At 69.6% G+C, this 13,499-nt stretch carries 13 protein-coding genes; 3 read left to right on the top strand and 10 right to left on the bottom strand.

Translation table 11 applies throughout. The features are described from left to right. Positions 1-55: 55 nt before the first annotated feature. A complete protein-coding gene (locus ACFO8M_RS01670; protein WP_387969638.1) occupies positions 56-199 on the top strand; it encodes a hypothetical protein in 144 nt (47 codons plus the stop codon). A 20-nt stretch (positions 200-219) separates the two neighbouring features. On the opposite strand, the gene ACFO8M_RS01665 is transcribed toward ACFO8M_RS01670, so the two are convergent. Genes ACFO8M_RS01665 through hppD form a run of 8 tightly spaced genes read right to left on the bottom strand, consistent with a single transcriptional unit; the run spans position 220 to position 9,488 of the window. After that, complete coding sequence (locus ACFO8M_RS01665) at positions 220-735, bottom strand: DUF6036 family nucleotidyltransferase (RefSeq protein WP_387969635.1); 516 nt, start codon at positions 733-735, stop codon at positions 220-222. Next, positions 732-1,349, bottom strand: a complete 618-nt coding sequence (locus tag ACFO8M_RS01660) for a helix-turn-helix domain-containing protein (RefSeq protein ID WP_387969632.1) — start codon at positions 1,347-1,349, stop codon at positions 732-734. Before ACFO8M_RS01660 ends, ACFO8M_RS01665 begins: the two co-directional genes overlap by 4 nt. A gap of 26 nt (positions 1,350-1,375) precedes the next feature. Beyond that, positions 1,376-2,914, bottom strand: coding sequence for a histidine ammonia-lyase (gene hutH, locus ACFO8M_RS01655; RefSeq protein ID WP_387969629.1), 1,539 nt, complete (start codon positions 2,912-2,914; stop codon positions 1,376-1,378). A gap of 9 nt (positions 2,915-2,923) precedes the next feature. After that, the gene (gene hutI, locus ACFO8M_RS01650; RefSeq protein WP_387969627.1) at positions 2,924-4,102 is read right to left on the bottom strand and encodes an imidazolonepropionase; all 1,179 of its coding nucleotides are present in this window, start codon (positions 4,100-4,102) and stop codon (positions 2,924-2,926) included. Beyond that, positions 4,099-5,394 carry a formimidoylglutamate deiminase gene (locus tag ACFO8M_RS01645; RefSeq protein WP_387969624.1) on the bottom strand — a complete coding sequence of 432 codons (1,296 nt, stop codon included), beginning with the start codon at positions 5,392-5,394 and terminating at the stop codon, positions 4,099-4,101. The genes hutI and ACFO8M_RS01645 overlap by 4 nt, the downstream gene beginning before the upstream one ends. Continuing rightward, positions 5,388-6,623, bottom strand: a complete 1,236-nt coding sequence (locus tag ACFO8M_RS01640) for an allantoate amidohydrolase (protein WP_387969621.1) — start codon at positions 6,621-6,623, stop codon at positions 5,388-5,390. The genes ACFO8M_RS01645 and ACFO8M_RS01640 overlap by 7 nt, the downstream gene beginning before the upstream one ends. Before the next feature lie 40 nt (positions 6,624-6,663). Beyond that, positions 6,664-8,301 carry a urocanate hydratase gene (gene hutU / locus ACFO8M_RS01635; protein ID WP_387969618.1) on the bottom strand — a complete coding sequence of 546 codons (1,638 nt, stop codon included), beginning with the start codon at positions 8,299-8,301 and terminating at the stop codon, positions 6,664-6,666. Positions 8,302-8,315: 14 nt separating this feature from the next. Next, positions 8,316-9,488, bottom strand: a complete 1,173-nt coding sequence (gene hppD, locus ACFO8M_RS01630) for a 4-hydroxyphenylpyruvate dioxygenase (RefSeq protein ID WP_387969615.1) — start codon at positions 9,486-9,488, stop codon at positions 8,316-8,318. Between the two features lie 134 nt (positions 9,489-9,622). Between hppD and ACFO8M_RS01625 the strand changes: the two genes are divergently transcribed. Further along, positions 9,623-10,108, top strand: a complete 486-nt coding sequence (locus tag ACFO8M_RS01625) for an Lrp/AsnC family transcriptional regulator (protein WP_387969612.1) — start codon at positions 9,623-9,625, stop codon at positions 10,106-10,108. Here ACFO8M_RS01625 and fahA read toward each other — a convergent pair. Continuing rightward, positions 10,083-11,324, bottom strand: coding sequence for a fumarylacetoacetase (fahA, locus tag ACFO8M_RS01620; RefSeq protein WP_387969609.1), 1,242 nt, complete (start codon positions 11,322-11,324; stop codon positions 10,083-10,085). The genes ACFO8M_RS01625 and fahA overlap by 26 nt on opposite strands. Continuing rightward, positions 11,321-12,127 (bottom strand): hypothetical protein, encoded by an 807-nt coding sequence (locus ACFO8M_RS01615; protein WP_387969606.1) that lies wholly within the window; start codon positions 12,125-12,127, stop codon positions 11,321-11,323. The genes fahA and ACFO8M_RS01615 overlap by 4 nt, the downstream gene beginning before the upstream one ends. Positions 12,128-12,319: 192 nt before the next feature. Here ACFO8M_RS01615 and ACFO8M_RS01610 point away from each other — a divergent pair, with 192 nt between their 5' ends. Further along, positions 12,320-13,498: a homogentisate 1,2-dioxygenase gene (locus ACFO8M_RS01610; protein WP_387969603.1), complete on the top strand. Its 1,179-nt coding sequence runs from the start codon at positions 12,320-12,322 to the stop codon at positions 13,496-13,498. The last annotated feature ends 1 nt before the right edge of the window (position 13,499 follow it).

The following is a 13,499-nucleotide window of genomic DNA, read 5'->3' as shown; positions in this document are numbered from 1 at the left end:
TAGCGCCCACTTCCCATTACAGCACCGAACACACCTGGCTCGTAACATGGCGCCCATGGAAGACGACCGCGAGGCCGAAGCCGACACCCGTAACTTCAAGGAATGGATCCGCGAAGAGCCGCACGTCGATGGCTTCACGGACACCGCCGACGTTCGCGCCGAGCTGCTTCAGGACCGTGATCTCGGGTTCGACGAGTAGCCGCTGGCGCTGGTCGCCGCCTATGACAGGAGCATACGAACAAATAGCTTCGTCTTCGGAGTGAGCTGCCTCGCCGGGTAGTAGTCGGCGACGCAATCAAGCGCTTCCTCAACGGATTGAAAACCGTTGAGCTGGTATAGCTCACGCAAATCCTTCGCATCGCGATCAGCCCGCGCGGCGGCCGCCTTCATCGCAAACAGGTACCGAGGCGACGCGACACGCACGACGATGCCTGGCCGCTTGAGCATCACGGTGGCGTTGGGGTCCACTCCGGGAAGAAACCCCTTCACCGCATCGTTGAGCCAGTCCGACTCGACTCCATGCTGCTCCGCGACCTTCCGCGCGGCCTCGTAGACGACCATCTTCGGTTCGAAGATCGCGTCAAGGTCTCCGGTGAAGCGCCTGGTGTTATAAGCCAACGCCATGGCTGCGCCACCGACGATGAAGAGCTCCGCTCGCTCGCCCTCTTGCGCCAACACCTCGCCGAGTTCCGTGAGGAGCTCGGTGATGTCATCGCGCCCAAGCGTGTCGTTCATACACTCTCCAAGGAAGAGCCGTCGATGAACACTCCGCGGCCCGAGAGTTCAGGCGGCGACGAGAGTGCCGCCAGCGCCTTGAGGCCGGGTGCGGGGCGACCGATGATGTCCTCGATCACGTACCAAGGCTTCCTCAGGAAACGCCCGGGGGCACTGGCCCATCCGGGGACCGGAAGTCCGGCAATACCGCTCGCATACTCGGCCACTCCGGCAAGCAGCGCATCCCACCTCCTGTCTCCGATGTCTTCCGGTTCGGTTCGTATTGCCTTCCGCACCACGGCCGGATCGGATCGCCTGATGGCATCGACGAACATGATCACCTGCCTGAAAGCGTCGTCCGGGTCTCGCGTGTTCAGCGAGTGCCGGACGGCTGCGGCGGTTCGATCCAAAGACGGCTCACGGGTTCGCTTGAAACTCACCGCGATTTGGTCGACACCGACCGCCTCCGCATATCGGCTGACCGTACTGAACCGTGGATCGGAGGCCCCAGACTCAAGCCTGGCGATAGCCGACTGCGTCGTACCGATGCGAGCTGCGACCTCGGCTTGAGACAGCCCGAGATCCTGTCGCGCGGAACGAAGCCGCTCGACAGCTGGCAGCAGCGATTCCTTCATGAGACGATTATAGCGAATTCGCTATTCTAAGCGAGCGGTCCCGCGGCCTCTTCGATCTCGTGCCTGAGAGCTGGGCTCTCAATGAGGCGTTTGACCTGCTCTATTACCGGAGCGAGGAACTGGTCCGGGCCTGGTTTTCCGGCGATCGGGCCGACCGCTGCGGTCGCGGCCCTGGCCGCCGGAGACGGGATGAGGGGCAGGCGAAGTTGAAGGCCCTGGGTTGCGGCGAGCATTTCAACCGCGAGCAGGGTGCCCAGGTTGTCGATGATCGTTCTGAGCTTGCAGGCCGCAGCCCAGCCCATTGACACGTGGTCTTCCTGCATTCCCGAGGTCGGGACCGAGTCGACCGAGGCCGGGGCCGAGAGCCGTCGGTTCTCGGCCACGATGCCCGCCGCCGTGTACTGCGCGATCATCAGGCCGGAGTTCACTCCCGGGTCTGGGCTGAGGAAGGCAGGGAGGCCCCGGTTGCGGGTGATGTCGAGCAGGCGGTCCACTCGTCGTTCGGAGATCGACCCGACGTCCGTTGCGGCTATCCCGAGGAAGTCGGCCGCGTAGCCCAGCGGGGCTCCGTGGAAGTTTCCGGTCGATTCGACCCTGCCGTCCGGTAGGACCACTGGGTTGTCGACGACTGAGCGGAGTTCTTGGTCCGCCACGGTCTCGGCGTACGCCAGCACGTCGCGCGCGGCGCCCGCCACCTGCGGAGCGCACCTCATTGAGTAGGCGTCCTGCACCGCGTGCGCGAGGTCGTTCCTGTGGGAGTCCATGACTTCGGAGTCCTGCAGTAGCTTGTGGATGTTCGCGGCGCTTTTCGCTTGACCGGGCTGGGGGCGGATCTCGTGGAGTTCAGGTTGGAAGGGGCGATCGGAGCCCAGCATTGCCTCGTTCGAGAGGGCTGCGCAGACATCTGCCATCGTCAGGAGGTGGCGCAGATCGGCTACGGCGAGGATCAGCATGCCGAGCATGCCGTCCGTGCCGTTGATGAGCGCGAGGCCTTCCTTGGAGGACAGGGTGATCGGCCGCAGTCCGGCGCGTTCCAGGACCGGTCCGGCGTCCACTCGGCTGCCGTCCGCCTCGCGGACCCAGCCTTCGCCCAGGAGGACCATCGCGCAGTGCGCGAGCGGCGCGAGGTCGCCGGAGGCGCCGAGGGAGCCGTGGCGCGGGACCCAAGGGGTGATGTCGGCGTTGAGCAGTGCCGCGAGGCCTTCGGCGATCTCGGGGCGGACTCCGGAGCGGCCCATGGCGAGTGAGCGCACGCGTAGCAGCATCATGGCGCGCACGACTTCTTCGGGCATCGGGTCGCCGACGCCGGCGGCGTGCGAGCGGATGAGCGCGTGCTGGAGTTCGGCGCGGCGCTCGGGCTCGACGAAGGTGTTGGCGAGGGCGCCGAAACCGGTCGAGACGCCGTAGACGGGACGGCCTTCGCGTTCGATCGCGTCCACGATCGCCCGGCTCGCGGCCATCGCCTCGCGGGCCTCGGCGTCGATCACGACGCGGGCGTGGTCGCGCGCCACCGCGATCACCTCTTCAGGGGTGACCGGGACCGGCTTGATGTGGACTGTGGACATCGCTACTCCTCAACGCGTTGCGGTGCCGTCGTGTACGACGGTCTCGATCAGGGGCGTCCCGGGCCGGTAGGCCAGGTGGACGTGGCTGGGGGCGTCGAGCACGGCGAGGTCGGCGCGTGCGCCGACGACGAGGCGGCCGATGTCGGCGCGACGCAGGGCCTGAGCACCGCCGGCGGTGGCGGCGGTGAGTGCTTCGGCGGGGGTCATGTGCATCTCGCGGACGGCGAGCGCGATGCAGAAGGCCATGCTGCTGGTGAACGACGAGCCGGGGTTGCAGTCGGTCGCGAGGGCGACGGTCGCTCCGGCGTCGATGAGGCGGCGCGCGTCCGGATAAGGCGAGCGCGTGGAGAACTCGGCCCCGGGGAGCAGGGTCGCGACCGTGTCGCCGTTCGCGAGGGCGTCCACGTCGGCGTAGGTGAGGTGCGTGCAGTGGTCGGCGGAGGCGGCGCCGAGTTCGACGGCGAGGCGGACGCCGGGACCGGCGGTGAGCTGGTTGGCGTGGACGCGCAGGCCGAGACCGGCTTTCGCGCTCGCGGTGAGCACGGCGCGGGCCTGGTCGCCGTCGAAGGCGCCGCGTTCGCAGAAGACGTCGGCCCATTTCGCGTGAGGCGCACAGGCTTCGAGCATGGGGCCGCAGGCGAGTGCCGTGTACTCGTCGGGATCGGCGCCGGCCGGGACGGTATGCGCGCCGAGGTAGGTGGTCTCGGCGGTGAACTCGCCGGCGATGCGCAGCGACCGGGACTCATCGGCGACGGTGAGGCCGTACCCGGATTTGATCTCCACTGTGGTCGTGCCTTGGCGGAGCATCTCGGCGGTGAGGCGGGCGGCGGTGGCGCGGAGGCGCTCGTCGGAGGCCATGCGCGTGGCTGCGACGGTGGTGCGGATGCCGCCGCCGGTATAGGGCTCGCCGCTCATGCGGGCCGCGAATTCGGCGTGGCGGTCACCGGCGAAGACGAGGTGGGAGTGGCTGTCGACGAAGCCGGGGATCACGGCGCGGCCGCCAGCGTCGAGACGTGCGTCGGCTTGGGGCGCTTCGGCATTGAGCCCGATCCAGGCGATGCGGTCGCCTTCGGTGACGATCGCGGCGTCGTTCATGATGCCGGTCTCGGGGTCGGCGGTGAACAGTTCGCCGATGTTCGCGATGAGGAGGCTCGTCGCGGCGTTCTCATCGGGTTGCGGTGCGCTCATTTCCAAAGCTCCTTGATGGACGATGCCAGGGCGGCGCCCGCGTCGATGCGGAGATGCCTGCCGCCCGCGACGATCCGGCGGCCGTCGACGATCACGTCGGTGATGTCGGCGGCCGTGGCGGCGTAGACGACGCCGGAAGGGTCGATCCCCGCGGTCCGCGGCGTCCGGAGACCCACCGTGACCAGGTCGGCCCGCGCGCCGACCTCGATCCGGCCCGCGTCGGGCCAGCCGAGACTGTCATGCATGGTCATCGCGTCGACGAGCTCGCCAGCGGTGAACCGGCCGCGTTCCTCGCTGACGAGCCGTTCGTGCATCTCCACCGCCCGCGCCTCCTCGAACATGTCCACAATGGCGTTGCTGTCGGTGCCAAGCGAGAGCCGCACGCCCGCTTCGGCGAGCGCTCGCGCCGGGCCGAGCCCGTCGGCGAGGTCGCGTTCGGTCGTGGGGCAGAAGCACGTGGTCGTGCCCGAGCGGCGCAGCAGGTCGATGTCGTGCCCCGCCAAGTGCGTGGCGTGGACGGCCGTCAGATCGGGCCCGAGGAGCCCGCAGCGTTCGAGGAGTTCGGTAGGGCTGCAACCGTGCACGGCCCGGCAGGCCTCGTTCTCGGCCCGCTGCTCCGAGAGGTGCGCGTGGACGGGGCGGCCCTCGGTCGAGCAGGCGAACGCGGCCATCGCCTCTTCCGGGACGGCGCGGACCGAATGCACCGCGCCGCCGATGACGGCGTGATCGGGCGGGTCCAGCTTCTCGACGCGGTCGAGCCAGGCCTCCAGGCTCCCGTCGCCGAAGCGCCGCTGCGCGGGTTCGAGCGGCAGGCCGAAACCGCCTGCGAGATAGAGGGTGTCGAGCAGCGTGATCCGGATACCGGCATCGGCCGCGGCCTGGAACAGGGCCTCCCCCATGGCGTTCGGGTCCGCGTACGGGCGCCCGCCCGGCGAATGGTGCAGGTAGTGGAACTCCCCCACGCTCGTGATCCCCGCGAGGGCCATCTCGGCGTAGACCGCGCGCGCCAGGCGGTAGTACGAGTCGGGTTCGAGGCGCTGCGACAAGGCGTACATGCCCTCTCGCCAGGTCCAGAACGTGCCGGTGCCGGTGTGGGTGCGCCCGCGCAGCGCCCGGTGGAACGCGTGCGAATGCGCGTTGGCGAAGCCCGGGAGGGTCACGCCCGCAAGGACGTCGCCGTGGCGTCGGGCGCCGTGGGTCACCTTGGCGATGCGCCCGTCCGCGACCTCGATCGCGACGGCGTCGGCCGGGCCTCCGGGCAGGTGGGCGTGCTCGGCCCAGAAGGTCAGCACGCCAGGTCCCGCAGTACGGCCGCGAGCGCGTCGACACCCGCGGCGCAGTCCTCGTCGCTCGCCGCCTCGCCCGGTGCGTGCGAGACCCCGGTCGGGTTGCGCACGAACAGCATCGCGGTCGGCACGTGCGCGGACAGGACGCCCGCGTCGTGGCCCGCGGCGGTGGGCAGGACCGGCGCGCCGCCGAGCAGGGCGGCGATCCGGTCCCGCAGGGAGGCGTCGAACTCGACGATCGGCGTCTCGGACTCAGGATGGATCGCGACTCGGGTGCCGTCGCGCCCGGCGCGTTCGGTCACTTTGGACTCGAAGCCGCTCAGGATCTCGCCGAGCACCGCCTCATCGGGGGCGCGGGCGTCGAGCCACGCGGTCACCTTCGCGGCGATCGCGTTGGTGGCGTTCGGCTCGACCTCGACCCGACCGACGGTCGCGACGCCTCCGGCGAGGCGGGCCTCCTTGCGGGCGGCGAGGACCGCGAACGCGAAGGTGAGCATCGGGTCGCGCCGGTCGGGGAGGCGAGTCGTCCCGGCGTGGTCGGCCTCGCCGGTGAAGGTGACCCGCCAGCGGCCGTGGGGCCAGATCGCGCTGGCCACGGCCACAGGTGATTCGCTGCCGTCGAGGGCGCGGCCCTGCTCGATGTGGAGTTCGACGAACGCCGCGAGCCGTTGGAGCCGTTCCGGTTCGGGCCCGAGGCTGTCGGGGTCGGCCCCGGCGGCGTCCATGGCCTCGGCGAGCGTGATGCCGTCCGGGTCGGTGAGGGCGCGGGCCCGGTCGGGTTCCAGGACGCCGGTCAGGAGGCGCGAGCCGAGGCACGGGACGCCGAAGCGGCCGCCTTCCTCCTCGGTGAACGCGGCGATGCCGATGGGCCGCTTCGGCATCGCGCCTTCGGTTCGGAGCTGGTCGACGGCGAGGAAGGCCGAGACGATGCCGAGCGGTCCGTCGTAGGCGCCGCCGTGCGGGACGGAGTCGAAGTGACTGCCCGTGAGGACGGCTCCGTGAGGGTGCGGGGCCTCCGGGTCCTGGACGGGTTCCTTCTCCGGGTCCCACCAGGCGTAGAGGTTGCCGTTGCGGTCCTCCTCGAAGCGCAGGCCGCGCCGCTTGGACTGATCGTGGAACCAGGTGCGGCAGTCCAGGTCGGCCTCGGTCCAGGAGAACCGCAGGTAGCCGCCGCCCTCGGCCTTGCCGATGGGCAGCAGTTCGCTCCACAGCCGATGGAACTCGCCCGTGTCCATGTCAATCCCCGTTCGCTATTGGTGCCGCAGCTGCCCCGATTCAGGTCTCCTTGACCGGGATGCGCACTCCGTGATCCTCCGCGACCGCTTCGGCCTCCTCGTAGCCGGCGTCCACGTGGCGGATGACGCCCATGGCCGGGTCGTTGGACAGGACCCGCGAGAGCTTCTGGGCCGCAAGCGGCGTCCCATCGGCCACAGTGACCTGTCCGGCGTGGATGGACCGGCCGATGCCGACGCCGCCGCCGTGGTGGATCGAGACCCAGCTGGCTCCCGAAGCGGTGTTGACGAGGGCGTTGAGCAGGGGCCAGTCGGCGATGGCGTCCGAGCCGTCGCGCATGCCCTCGGTCTCGCGGTAGGGGCTGGCGACCGAGCCGCAGTCGAGGTGGTCGCGCCCGATCACGATGGGGGCCTTCAAGGTGCCGTCGGCGACCATCTCGTTGAAGCGGACCCCGGCCACGTCCCGTTCGCCGTGCCCGAGCCAGCAGATCCGGGCCGGAAGGCCCTGGAAGGCGACGCGTTCGCGGGCGAGCGAGATCCAGCGGTGCAGGCTGCGGTTCTCCGGGAACAGGTCGAGCACGGCCTGGTCGGTGGCGGCGATGTCGGCCGGGTCGCCCGAGAGCGCGGCCCATCGGAAGGGGCCCTTGCCTTCGCAGAACAGGGGCCGGATGTAGGCGGGCACGAATCCGGGGAACGCGAAGGCGCGCTTGAAGCCGCCTTCGAGGGCCTCGCCGCGGATCGAGTTGCCGTAGTCGAAGACCTCGGCGCCCGCGTCGAGGAACCCGACCATGGCCTCCACGTGGCGGGCCATGGATTCGCGGGCCCGGTCGGTGAACGCCTCGGCGTCGGACTTGGCGAGTTCGGCCGCGTCCTTGTAGTAGACCCCGGCTGGCACATAGGACAGCGGGTCGTGCGCGGAGGTCTGGTCGGTGACGATGTCGACTTCCACGCCCCGCTTGAGGATCTCGGGGAGGATCTCGGCGGCGTTGCCGACCAGGCCGATCGACTTGGCGGTGCGGCTCTGCTTGGCGGCCATGGCCTGTGCGATCGCGTCATCGAGGTCGGCCGCGACGGTGTCGAGGTAGCGGGTCCGCAGGCGCCGTTCGAGGCGCTCGGGGTCGACCTCGACGATGAGGCACACGCCGTCGTTCATCGTGACGGCGAGCGGCTGGGCCCCGCCCATGCCGCCGCACCCGGCCGTCAGCGTGAGCGTCCCTTTGAGACTGCCGCCGAAGCGCTTCTCCGCGATGGCGGCGAAGGTCTCGTAGGTGCCCTGGAGGATGCCCTGCGTGCCGATGTAGATCCACGAGCCGGCCGTCATCTGGCCGTACATGGTCAGGCCGAGCGATTCGAGGCGCCGGAACTCGGGCCAGGTGGCCCAGTCGGGCACCAGGTTCGAGTTCGCGATGAGCACGCGCGGCGCCCACTCGTGCGTGCGCATGACGCCGACGGCGCGGCCGCTCTGCACGAGCAGCGTCTCGTCCGCCTCGAGGGTGAGGAGGGTCCGCAGGATCGCCTTGAGGTCCTCCCGGCTGCGCGCGGCCTTGCCGGTGCCGCCGTAGACCACCAGGTCATCGGGGCGCTCGGCCACCTCGGGGTCGAGGTTGTTCTGGAGCATCCGGTACGCCGCCTCCGCCTGCCAGGTCTTGCAGTGCAGGTCAGGGCCGTGTGGTGCGTGCATGTATCCGCTCCCCGTCACAAGTTGCCGCGCTTGGCCTGCTCCTTCTCCAAGGCCTCGAACAGGGCCTTGAAGTTGCCCTTGCCGAAGCTGAGCGAGCCGTGCCTCTCAATGATCTCGTAGAACATTGTCGGCCGGTCCTGTTGTGGTTTGGTGAAGATCTGGAGCATATAGCCGTCCTCATCGCGGTCGACCAGAACGCGCCGCCGCTGCAGCTCCTCGATCGGGACGCGCACCTCGCCGATGCGCATCCGCAGCTCAGGGTCCTCGTAGTAGGCGTCGGGGGCCTCCAGGAACTCGACGCCCCGCTCGCGCATGGCGTCGACGGCGGCGAGGATGTCGCTGGTGGCGAGCGCGATGTGCTGGACGCCGGGGCCGCCGTAGAACTCCAGGTACTCGTCGATCTGGGACTTCTTCTTGCCTTCGGCCGGCTCGTTGATCGGGAACTTGATCTTGCGGCTGCCGTTGGCGACGACCTTGCTCATGAGCGCGGAGTACTCGGTGGCGATCGCGTCGTCGACGAACTCGACGATGTTGGTGAAGCCCATGACGCGCTCGTAGTAGCCGACCCACTCGCGCATCCTGCCGAGCTCGACGTTGCCGACGACGTGGTCGATGGCCTGGAAGAAGCGCTTCTGGGGCGGGGCGACCATGGGCTCGCAGCGGACGAAGCCCGGCAGGAACGGGCCGTCGTACTTCGACCGGTCGATGAGCACGTTGCGGGTCTCGCCGTAGGTGCCGATGACGGCGCGGCGGACGGTGCCGTGCTCGTCGGTGAGGTCGTGCGGCTCCTCGATCGCGATGGCGCCCTGCTCGATCGCGTGCCTGTAGTTCGCGTCCACATCGGGCACTTCGAGGGCGACTTCGATGACGCCGTCGCCGTGCGCGGCGTAGTGCCTGGTCGCCTCGGACTCGGCGGTGACGCCGCCGGCGAGGACGAAGACGACGCCGCCGGACTTGAGCGCGAACTCGGCGTGCTCGCGGTGGCCCTGCTCGGGGCCCCGGTACGCGAACAGGGTCATGCCGAACGCGGTCGAGTAGTAGTGGGCGGCCTGGCGGGCGTTGCCCACGTAGTAGCGGACGTGGTCCCAGCCCTTGATCGGGAAGGCGTCTTCGCGGATGTCGTGTTCGACGGCGCCGACCAGCTGGGCGTCTGCGGCACTGCTGGAGCGGTTGGCGGTGTCGACCATGGCGGCCTCCTCGGCACTCGTTAGGGGTGTGTGGCCTTGATCATTGTCCAGAACCTGGGACTGGGCAAGCAGTGCATTCACGGCTGGGCAACTTGTGCATAGCTGCCAGCATGAAGGCGCATACACTGGTCAATATGACCACTGAGACAGGCATCGACGCACTCGACGCGCGGCTCATCGAACTGCTCGAGGCCGAGCCGCGGATCGGCGTGCTGGAGTGCTCGCGGCGGCTCGGGGTGGCGCGCGGGACGGTGCAGGCGCGGCTCGACAAGCTCACGTCGCGCGCGGTCGTGCGCGGCTTCGGGCCGCGGGTCGAACCCGCGGCCCTCGGCTACCCGGTGACGGCGTTCGTGACGCTGGAGCTGCGGCAGGCCGTCGGCCACGAGCACATGGCGGAGCGGCTCGCGAAGATCCCCGAAGTGCTTGAGGCGCATACGGTCACGGGCCAGGGCGACATGCTGTGCCGGATCGTGGCGAGGACCAACGCGGAGCTCCAGGGCGTGATCGACCGCGTCCTGGCCAGCGAAGGGGTCCTGCGCGCCACGACGGTGATCGCCCTGGCCGAGCAGATCCCCTACCGGACGCTGCCGCTGGTCAAGCAGGCAGCGGAACCAAGTTGACCGCCGGCAGGATCGTGCCGCGCACGTCGCCCAGCCCGATCTCGCCGCCTTCGGCGCCGCGCGCGGTCGCGCTGATGATCACGGTGTCGCCGTCCTCCAGGAACGTGCGCGCCTCGCCCTCCCCCAGGTCCACCGGGTCCTTCCCGCCCCAGGTGAGCTCCAGGAACGAGCCGCGCTGAGCGGGCCCGGGCCCCGAGACCGTGCCCGAGGCGTAGAGGTCGCCGGTGCGCAGGGAGGCGCCGTTCACCGTCATGTGCGCGAGCATCTGCGCCGGCGTCCAGTACATGCCCCCGAACGGCGGCCGCGAGACCTCGGTCCCGTTCCAGCGCACGGACATCTGCAGGTCGTAGCCGTATCGCTCGGACTCGAGCAGGTAGTCGAGCGGCACCGGATCCTGCACGGGCGCAGCGGCCTTCGCCCCGGCCAGCGCGTCGAGCGGGGTGACCCAGTGGCCGATCGAGGTCGCGAAGGACTTCCCGAGGAACGGCCCGAGCGGCACGTACTCCCAGGCCTGGATGTCGCGCGCGGACCAGTCGTTGACGAGGACCGCGCCGAACACGTGCTCGGTGAAGTCGTCCGGGTTCACCGGGGTCCCGAGTTCGGTGCCGACGCCGACGACGAAGCCCACTTCGGCCTCGATGTCGAGGCGCGCACTGGGGCCGAACTCTACGGGTGCGTCCTTGGATTTGCGCTGGCCCCTCGGCCGCACGATCGGCGTCCCGGAGGGCACCACAGTTCCGGCGCGGCCGTGGTAGCCGACCGGGAGGTGCTTCCAGTTGGGCAGCAAGGGCTCGGAGTCGGGCCGGAAGAGCCGGCCGAGGTTCGTGGCGTGCTCTTCGGAGGCGTAGAAGTCCACATAGTCCGCCACGGTGAACGGGAGGTGCATGCGGGCCTTGGCGACCGGGGTGAGCAGGGTCGCGGACTGGTCCTGGTGGCGCCGGTCGCTGAGCAGTTCGGTGAGCTGGTGGCGGACGAGGCGCCACGCGGGCGGGCCCATGGCCATGAAGCCGTTCAGGGCGTGCTCGTGGAACGCGGGCCGGATCCAGGGCAGGAAGAACGTGCCGCTGGCGAGGCCCCGCAGGTCGAGGATCTGGTCGCCGATGCGGACGCCGATGCGCATCGCGGGGTCCTTGGCGGTCGAAAAGACGCCGTACGGGAGGTGGTCGATGCCGTAGGGCCCGCTGTCGGCTCCGTCGACCCAGCTGGTGGTGGTCATGCGTCGTCCCCTCGGTGCAGGAGTTCCAGTTTGATGAGGTCGTCGAGCGGTTCGTCGATGCTGCACGAGCCGAAGCCGGTCCAGAGGGGGCGCGGGCGGTGCAGGACGCGGCGGGCGCGTTTGGCGAGGTCCGCGGCGTCGGTGGAGGCGAGCGTCGCGGCGAGGTCGTCGGCCGGGGCGCCGTCGGCGGCTTCGGTGGCGGCGACCAGGACGTTCAGGAATCCGTGGTGCTCGAACCCGGTGGAGGGATCGCGGTGGCGGATCGCCTGGTGAAGGCCGGCGGTGAGCTTGAAGTGGAGGCCGCGGACGCGGCAGCCCGCGATCGCGGCGGCGAGGGTCTCGGGCGCGGGGAAGAACTCCGCGGCGATCCCGCCGGTGCGGTACTTGGGCGTGAAGTCGGTGTCGCGGACGGCGTCGAGGGCCTCGTCGCCGAAGGGGATCTCGGCGAAGACGGGCCTGCCCCAGGAGGGCGCGACCTTGCCGAGGTGTTCGAGGGCGTGGCGGGACTCGTAGTGCAGGACGGTGACCTGCGGCGGGAGTGCGGCGACGTCGTGGGCGACCTGCTCGAGGTCGCCGTCGACGATGACGCCGATGCGCAGTTCGCCTCGTCCGGGATGGAGGTCGCGGCCGAGTTCGGCGAGCCGCGACTGGGGTATGAGGAGCGGGCCGATCATGGCCTCGTACCAGGACTGGCGGTACCCGCGGTGGGCGGGGACGGCTGCTTCCATGGGCGCGTTTCCTGGTGGGAAGAGCGCCGCGTCATCGATGAGGCCCCGCAGCATCGCGGGTATCGGTCCAACCATGGTGCCGAGCCTAGGGCCTGGCGGCGGCCGGGGTCCAGCGCTCCGCTCACTGGATGCGCGACCCGGCCCGAATCGCGCGCGGGTGCGCGCGGACCTCTCGAAATCGAACGGCGGGACGGTTATCCTCGGGGCATAACCGCCGCGGAGCGGGCGTCACCCTCGTCCGCCGCGCGAACCGACAAAGGAGTCGACGTGCCGTTCTACCGTTCCGTCGGGCAGATCCCCGACAAGCGACACACGCAGTTCCGCCAGGACGACGGGAGCCTGTACTCCGAGGAGCTCATGGGCCAGGAGGGGTTCTCTTCGGACTCTTCGCTGCTCTACCACCGCTACCGGCCGACCGCGATCTCCTCCAGCACCGAGCACCGGCCTGAGAAGGCCGAGCCGGTCGCGAACCACCCGCTCAAGCCGCGGCACTTCAAGACCCACAAGCTGGACGGGGCGGGCGACGCGATCACCGGCCGCAACCATCTCCTGTCCAATGCGGACTGCCGCATCTCGTACGCGGTATCGTCCAAACCTTCTGCGCTGTACCGCAATGCGATCGGTGACGAGTGCATCTATGTGGAGTCCGGCGAGGCCACGGTCGAAACCTCGTTCGGCGCACTGGAGGTCTCCCAGGGCGACTACGTGATCATGCCGATGTCCACGATCTTCCGGGTGGTCCCGAAGGGCGTGGAGCCACTGCGGACCCTCGTCGTGGAATCGACCGGCCACATCACCCCGCCGAAGCGCTACCTCTCGGTGCGGGGCCAGTTCCTGGAGCACTCCCCTTACTGCGAGCGCGATCTGCGCAGCCCCGAGGAGCCGCTGATCGTCGAGGACGAGAACGTGGACGTCTACGTCCAGCACCGGGGCCGCGGCTCGGCGACCCTCTGGACGAAGTTCACGTACGCCCACCACCCGTTCGACGTGGTCGGCTGGGACGGCTGCCTCTACCCGTGGGTCTTCTCGATCCACGACTTCGAGCCGATCACCGGCCGCATCCACCAGCCCCCGCCCGCGCACCAGGTCTTCCAGGGCCCGAACTTCGTCATCTGCAACTTCGTTCCGCGCAAAGTGGACTACCACCCGGACGCGATCCCGGTGCCCTACAACCACCACAACGTCGACTCCGACGAAGTGATGTTCTACTGCGGCGGCAACTACGAGGCCCGCCGCGGCTCCGGCATCGAGCAGGGCTCGATCTCGCTGCACCCCTCGGGTTTCACGCACGGCCCTCAGCCGGGCGCCGCCGAGCGGTCCATCGGCGCCGACTACTTCGACGAGCTCGCCGTCATGGTCGACACCTTCCGACCCCTCGAACTCTGCGAACCGGCCCTCGACGTGGAGGACACCGACTACGCCTGGACCTGGAACCGCGAACCCTAGA

The organism is Glycomyces rhizosphaerae, assembly GCF_042647865.1.
Classification (GTDB): domain Bacteria; phylum Actinomycetota; class Actinomycetes; order Mycobacteriales; family Micromonosporaceae; genus Glycomyces; species Glycomyces rhizosphaerae.
This window is presented reverse-complemented; position numbering and strand designations above follow the sequence as displayed.

What these genes read in the sequence shown, in the direction of transcription:
- ACFO8M_RS01640 (WP_387969621.1), bottom strand. Translation starts at nt 6,623, where the DNA reads ATGGACACGGGCGAGTTCCATCGGCTGTGGAGCGAACTGCTGCCCATC.
- hppD (WP_387969615.1), bottom strand. Translation starts at nt 9,488, where the DNA reads ATGGTCGACACCGCCAACCGCTCCAGCAGTGCCGCAGACGCCCAGCTG.
- ACFO8M_RS01660 (WP_387969632.1), bottom strand. Translation starts at nt 1,349, where the DNA reads ATGAAGGAATCGCTGCTGCCAGCTGTCGAGCGGCTTCGTTCCGCGCGA.
- fahA (WP_387969609.1), bottom strand. Translation starts at nt 11,324, where the DNA reads ATGACCACCACCAGCTGGGTCGACGGAGCCGACAGCGGGCCCTACGGC.
- hutI (WP_387969627.1), bottom strand. Translation starts at nt 4,102, where the DNA reads ATGAGCGCACCGCAACCCGATGAGAACGCCGCGACGAGCCTCCTCATC.
- ACFO8M_RS01670 (WP_387969638.1), top strand. Translation starts at nt 56, where the DNA reads ATGGAAGACGACCGCGAGGCCGAAGCCGACACCCGTAACTTCAAGGAA.
- ACFO8M_RS01625 (WP_387969612.1), top strand. Translation starts at nt 9,623, where the DNA reads ATGACCACTGAGACAGGCATCGACGCACTCGACGCGCGGCTCATCGAA.
- ACFO8M_RS01615 (WP_387969606.1), bottom strand. Translation starts at nt 12,127, where the DNA reads ATGGTTGGACCGATACCCGCGATGCTGCGGGGCCTCATCGATGACGCG.
- hutH (WP_387969629.1), bottom strand. Translation starts at nt 2,914, where the DNA reads ATGTCCACAGTCCACATCAAGCCGGTCCCGGTCACCCCTGAAGAGGTG.
- ACFO8M_RS01665 (WP_387969635.1), bottom strand. Translation starts at nt 735, where the DNA reads ATGAACGACACGCTTGGGCGCGATGACATCACCGAGCTCCTCACGGAA.
- hutU (WP_387969618.1), bottom strand. Translation starts at nt 8,301, where the DNA reads ATGCACGCACCACACGGCCCTGACCTGCACTGCAAGACCTGGCAGGCG.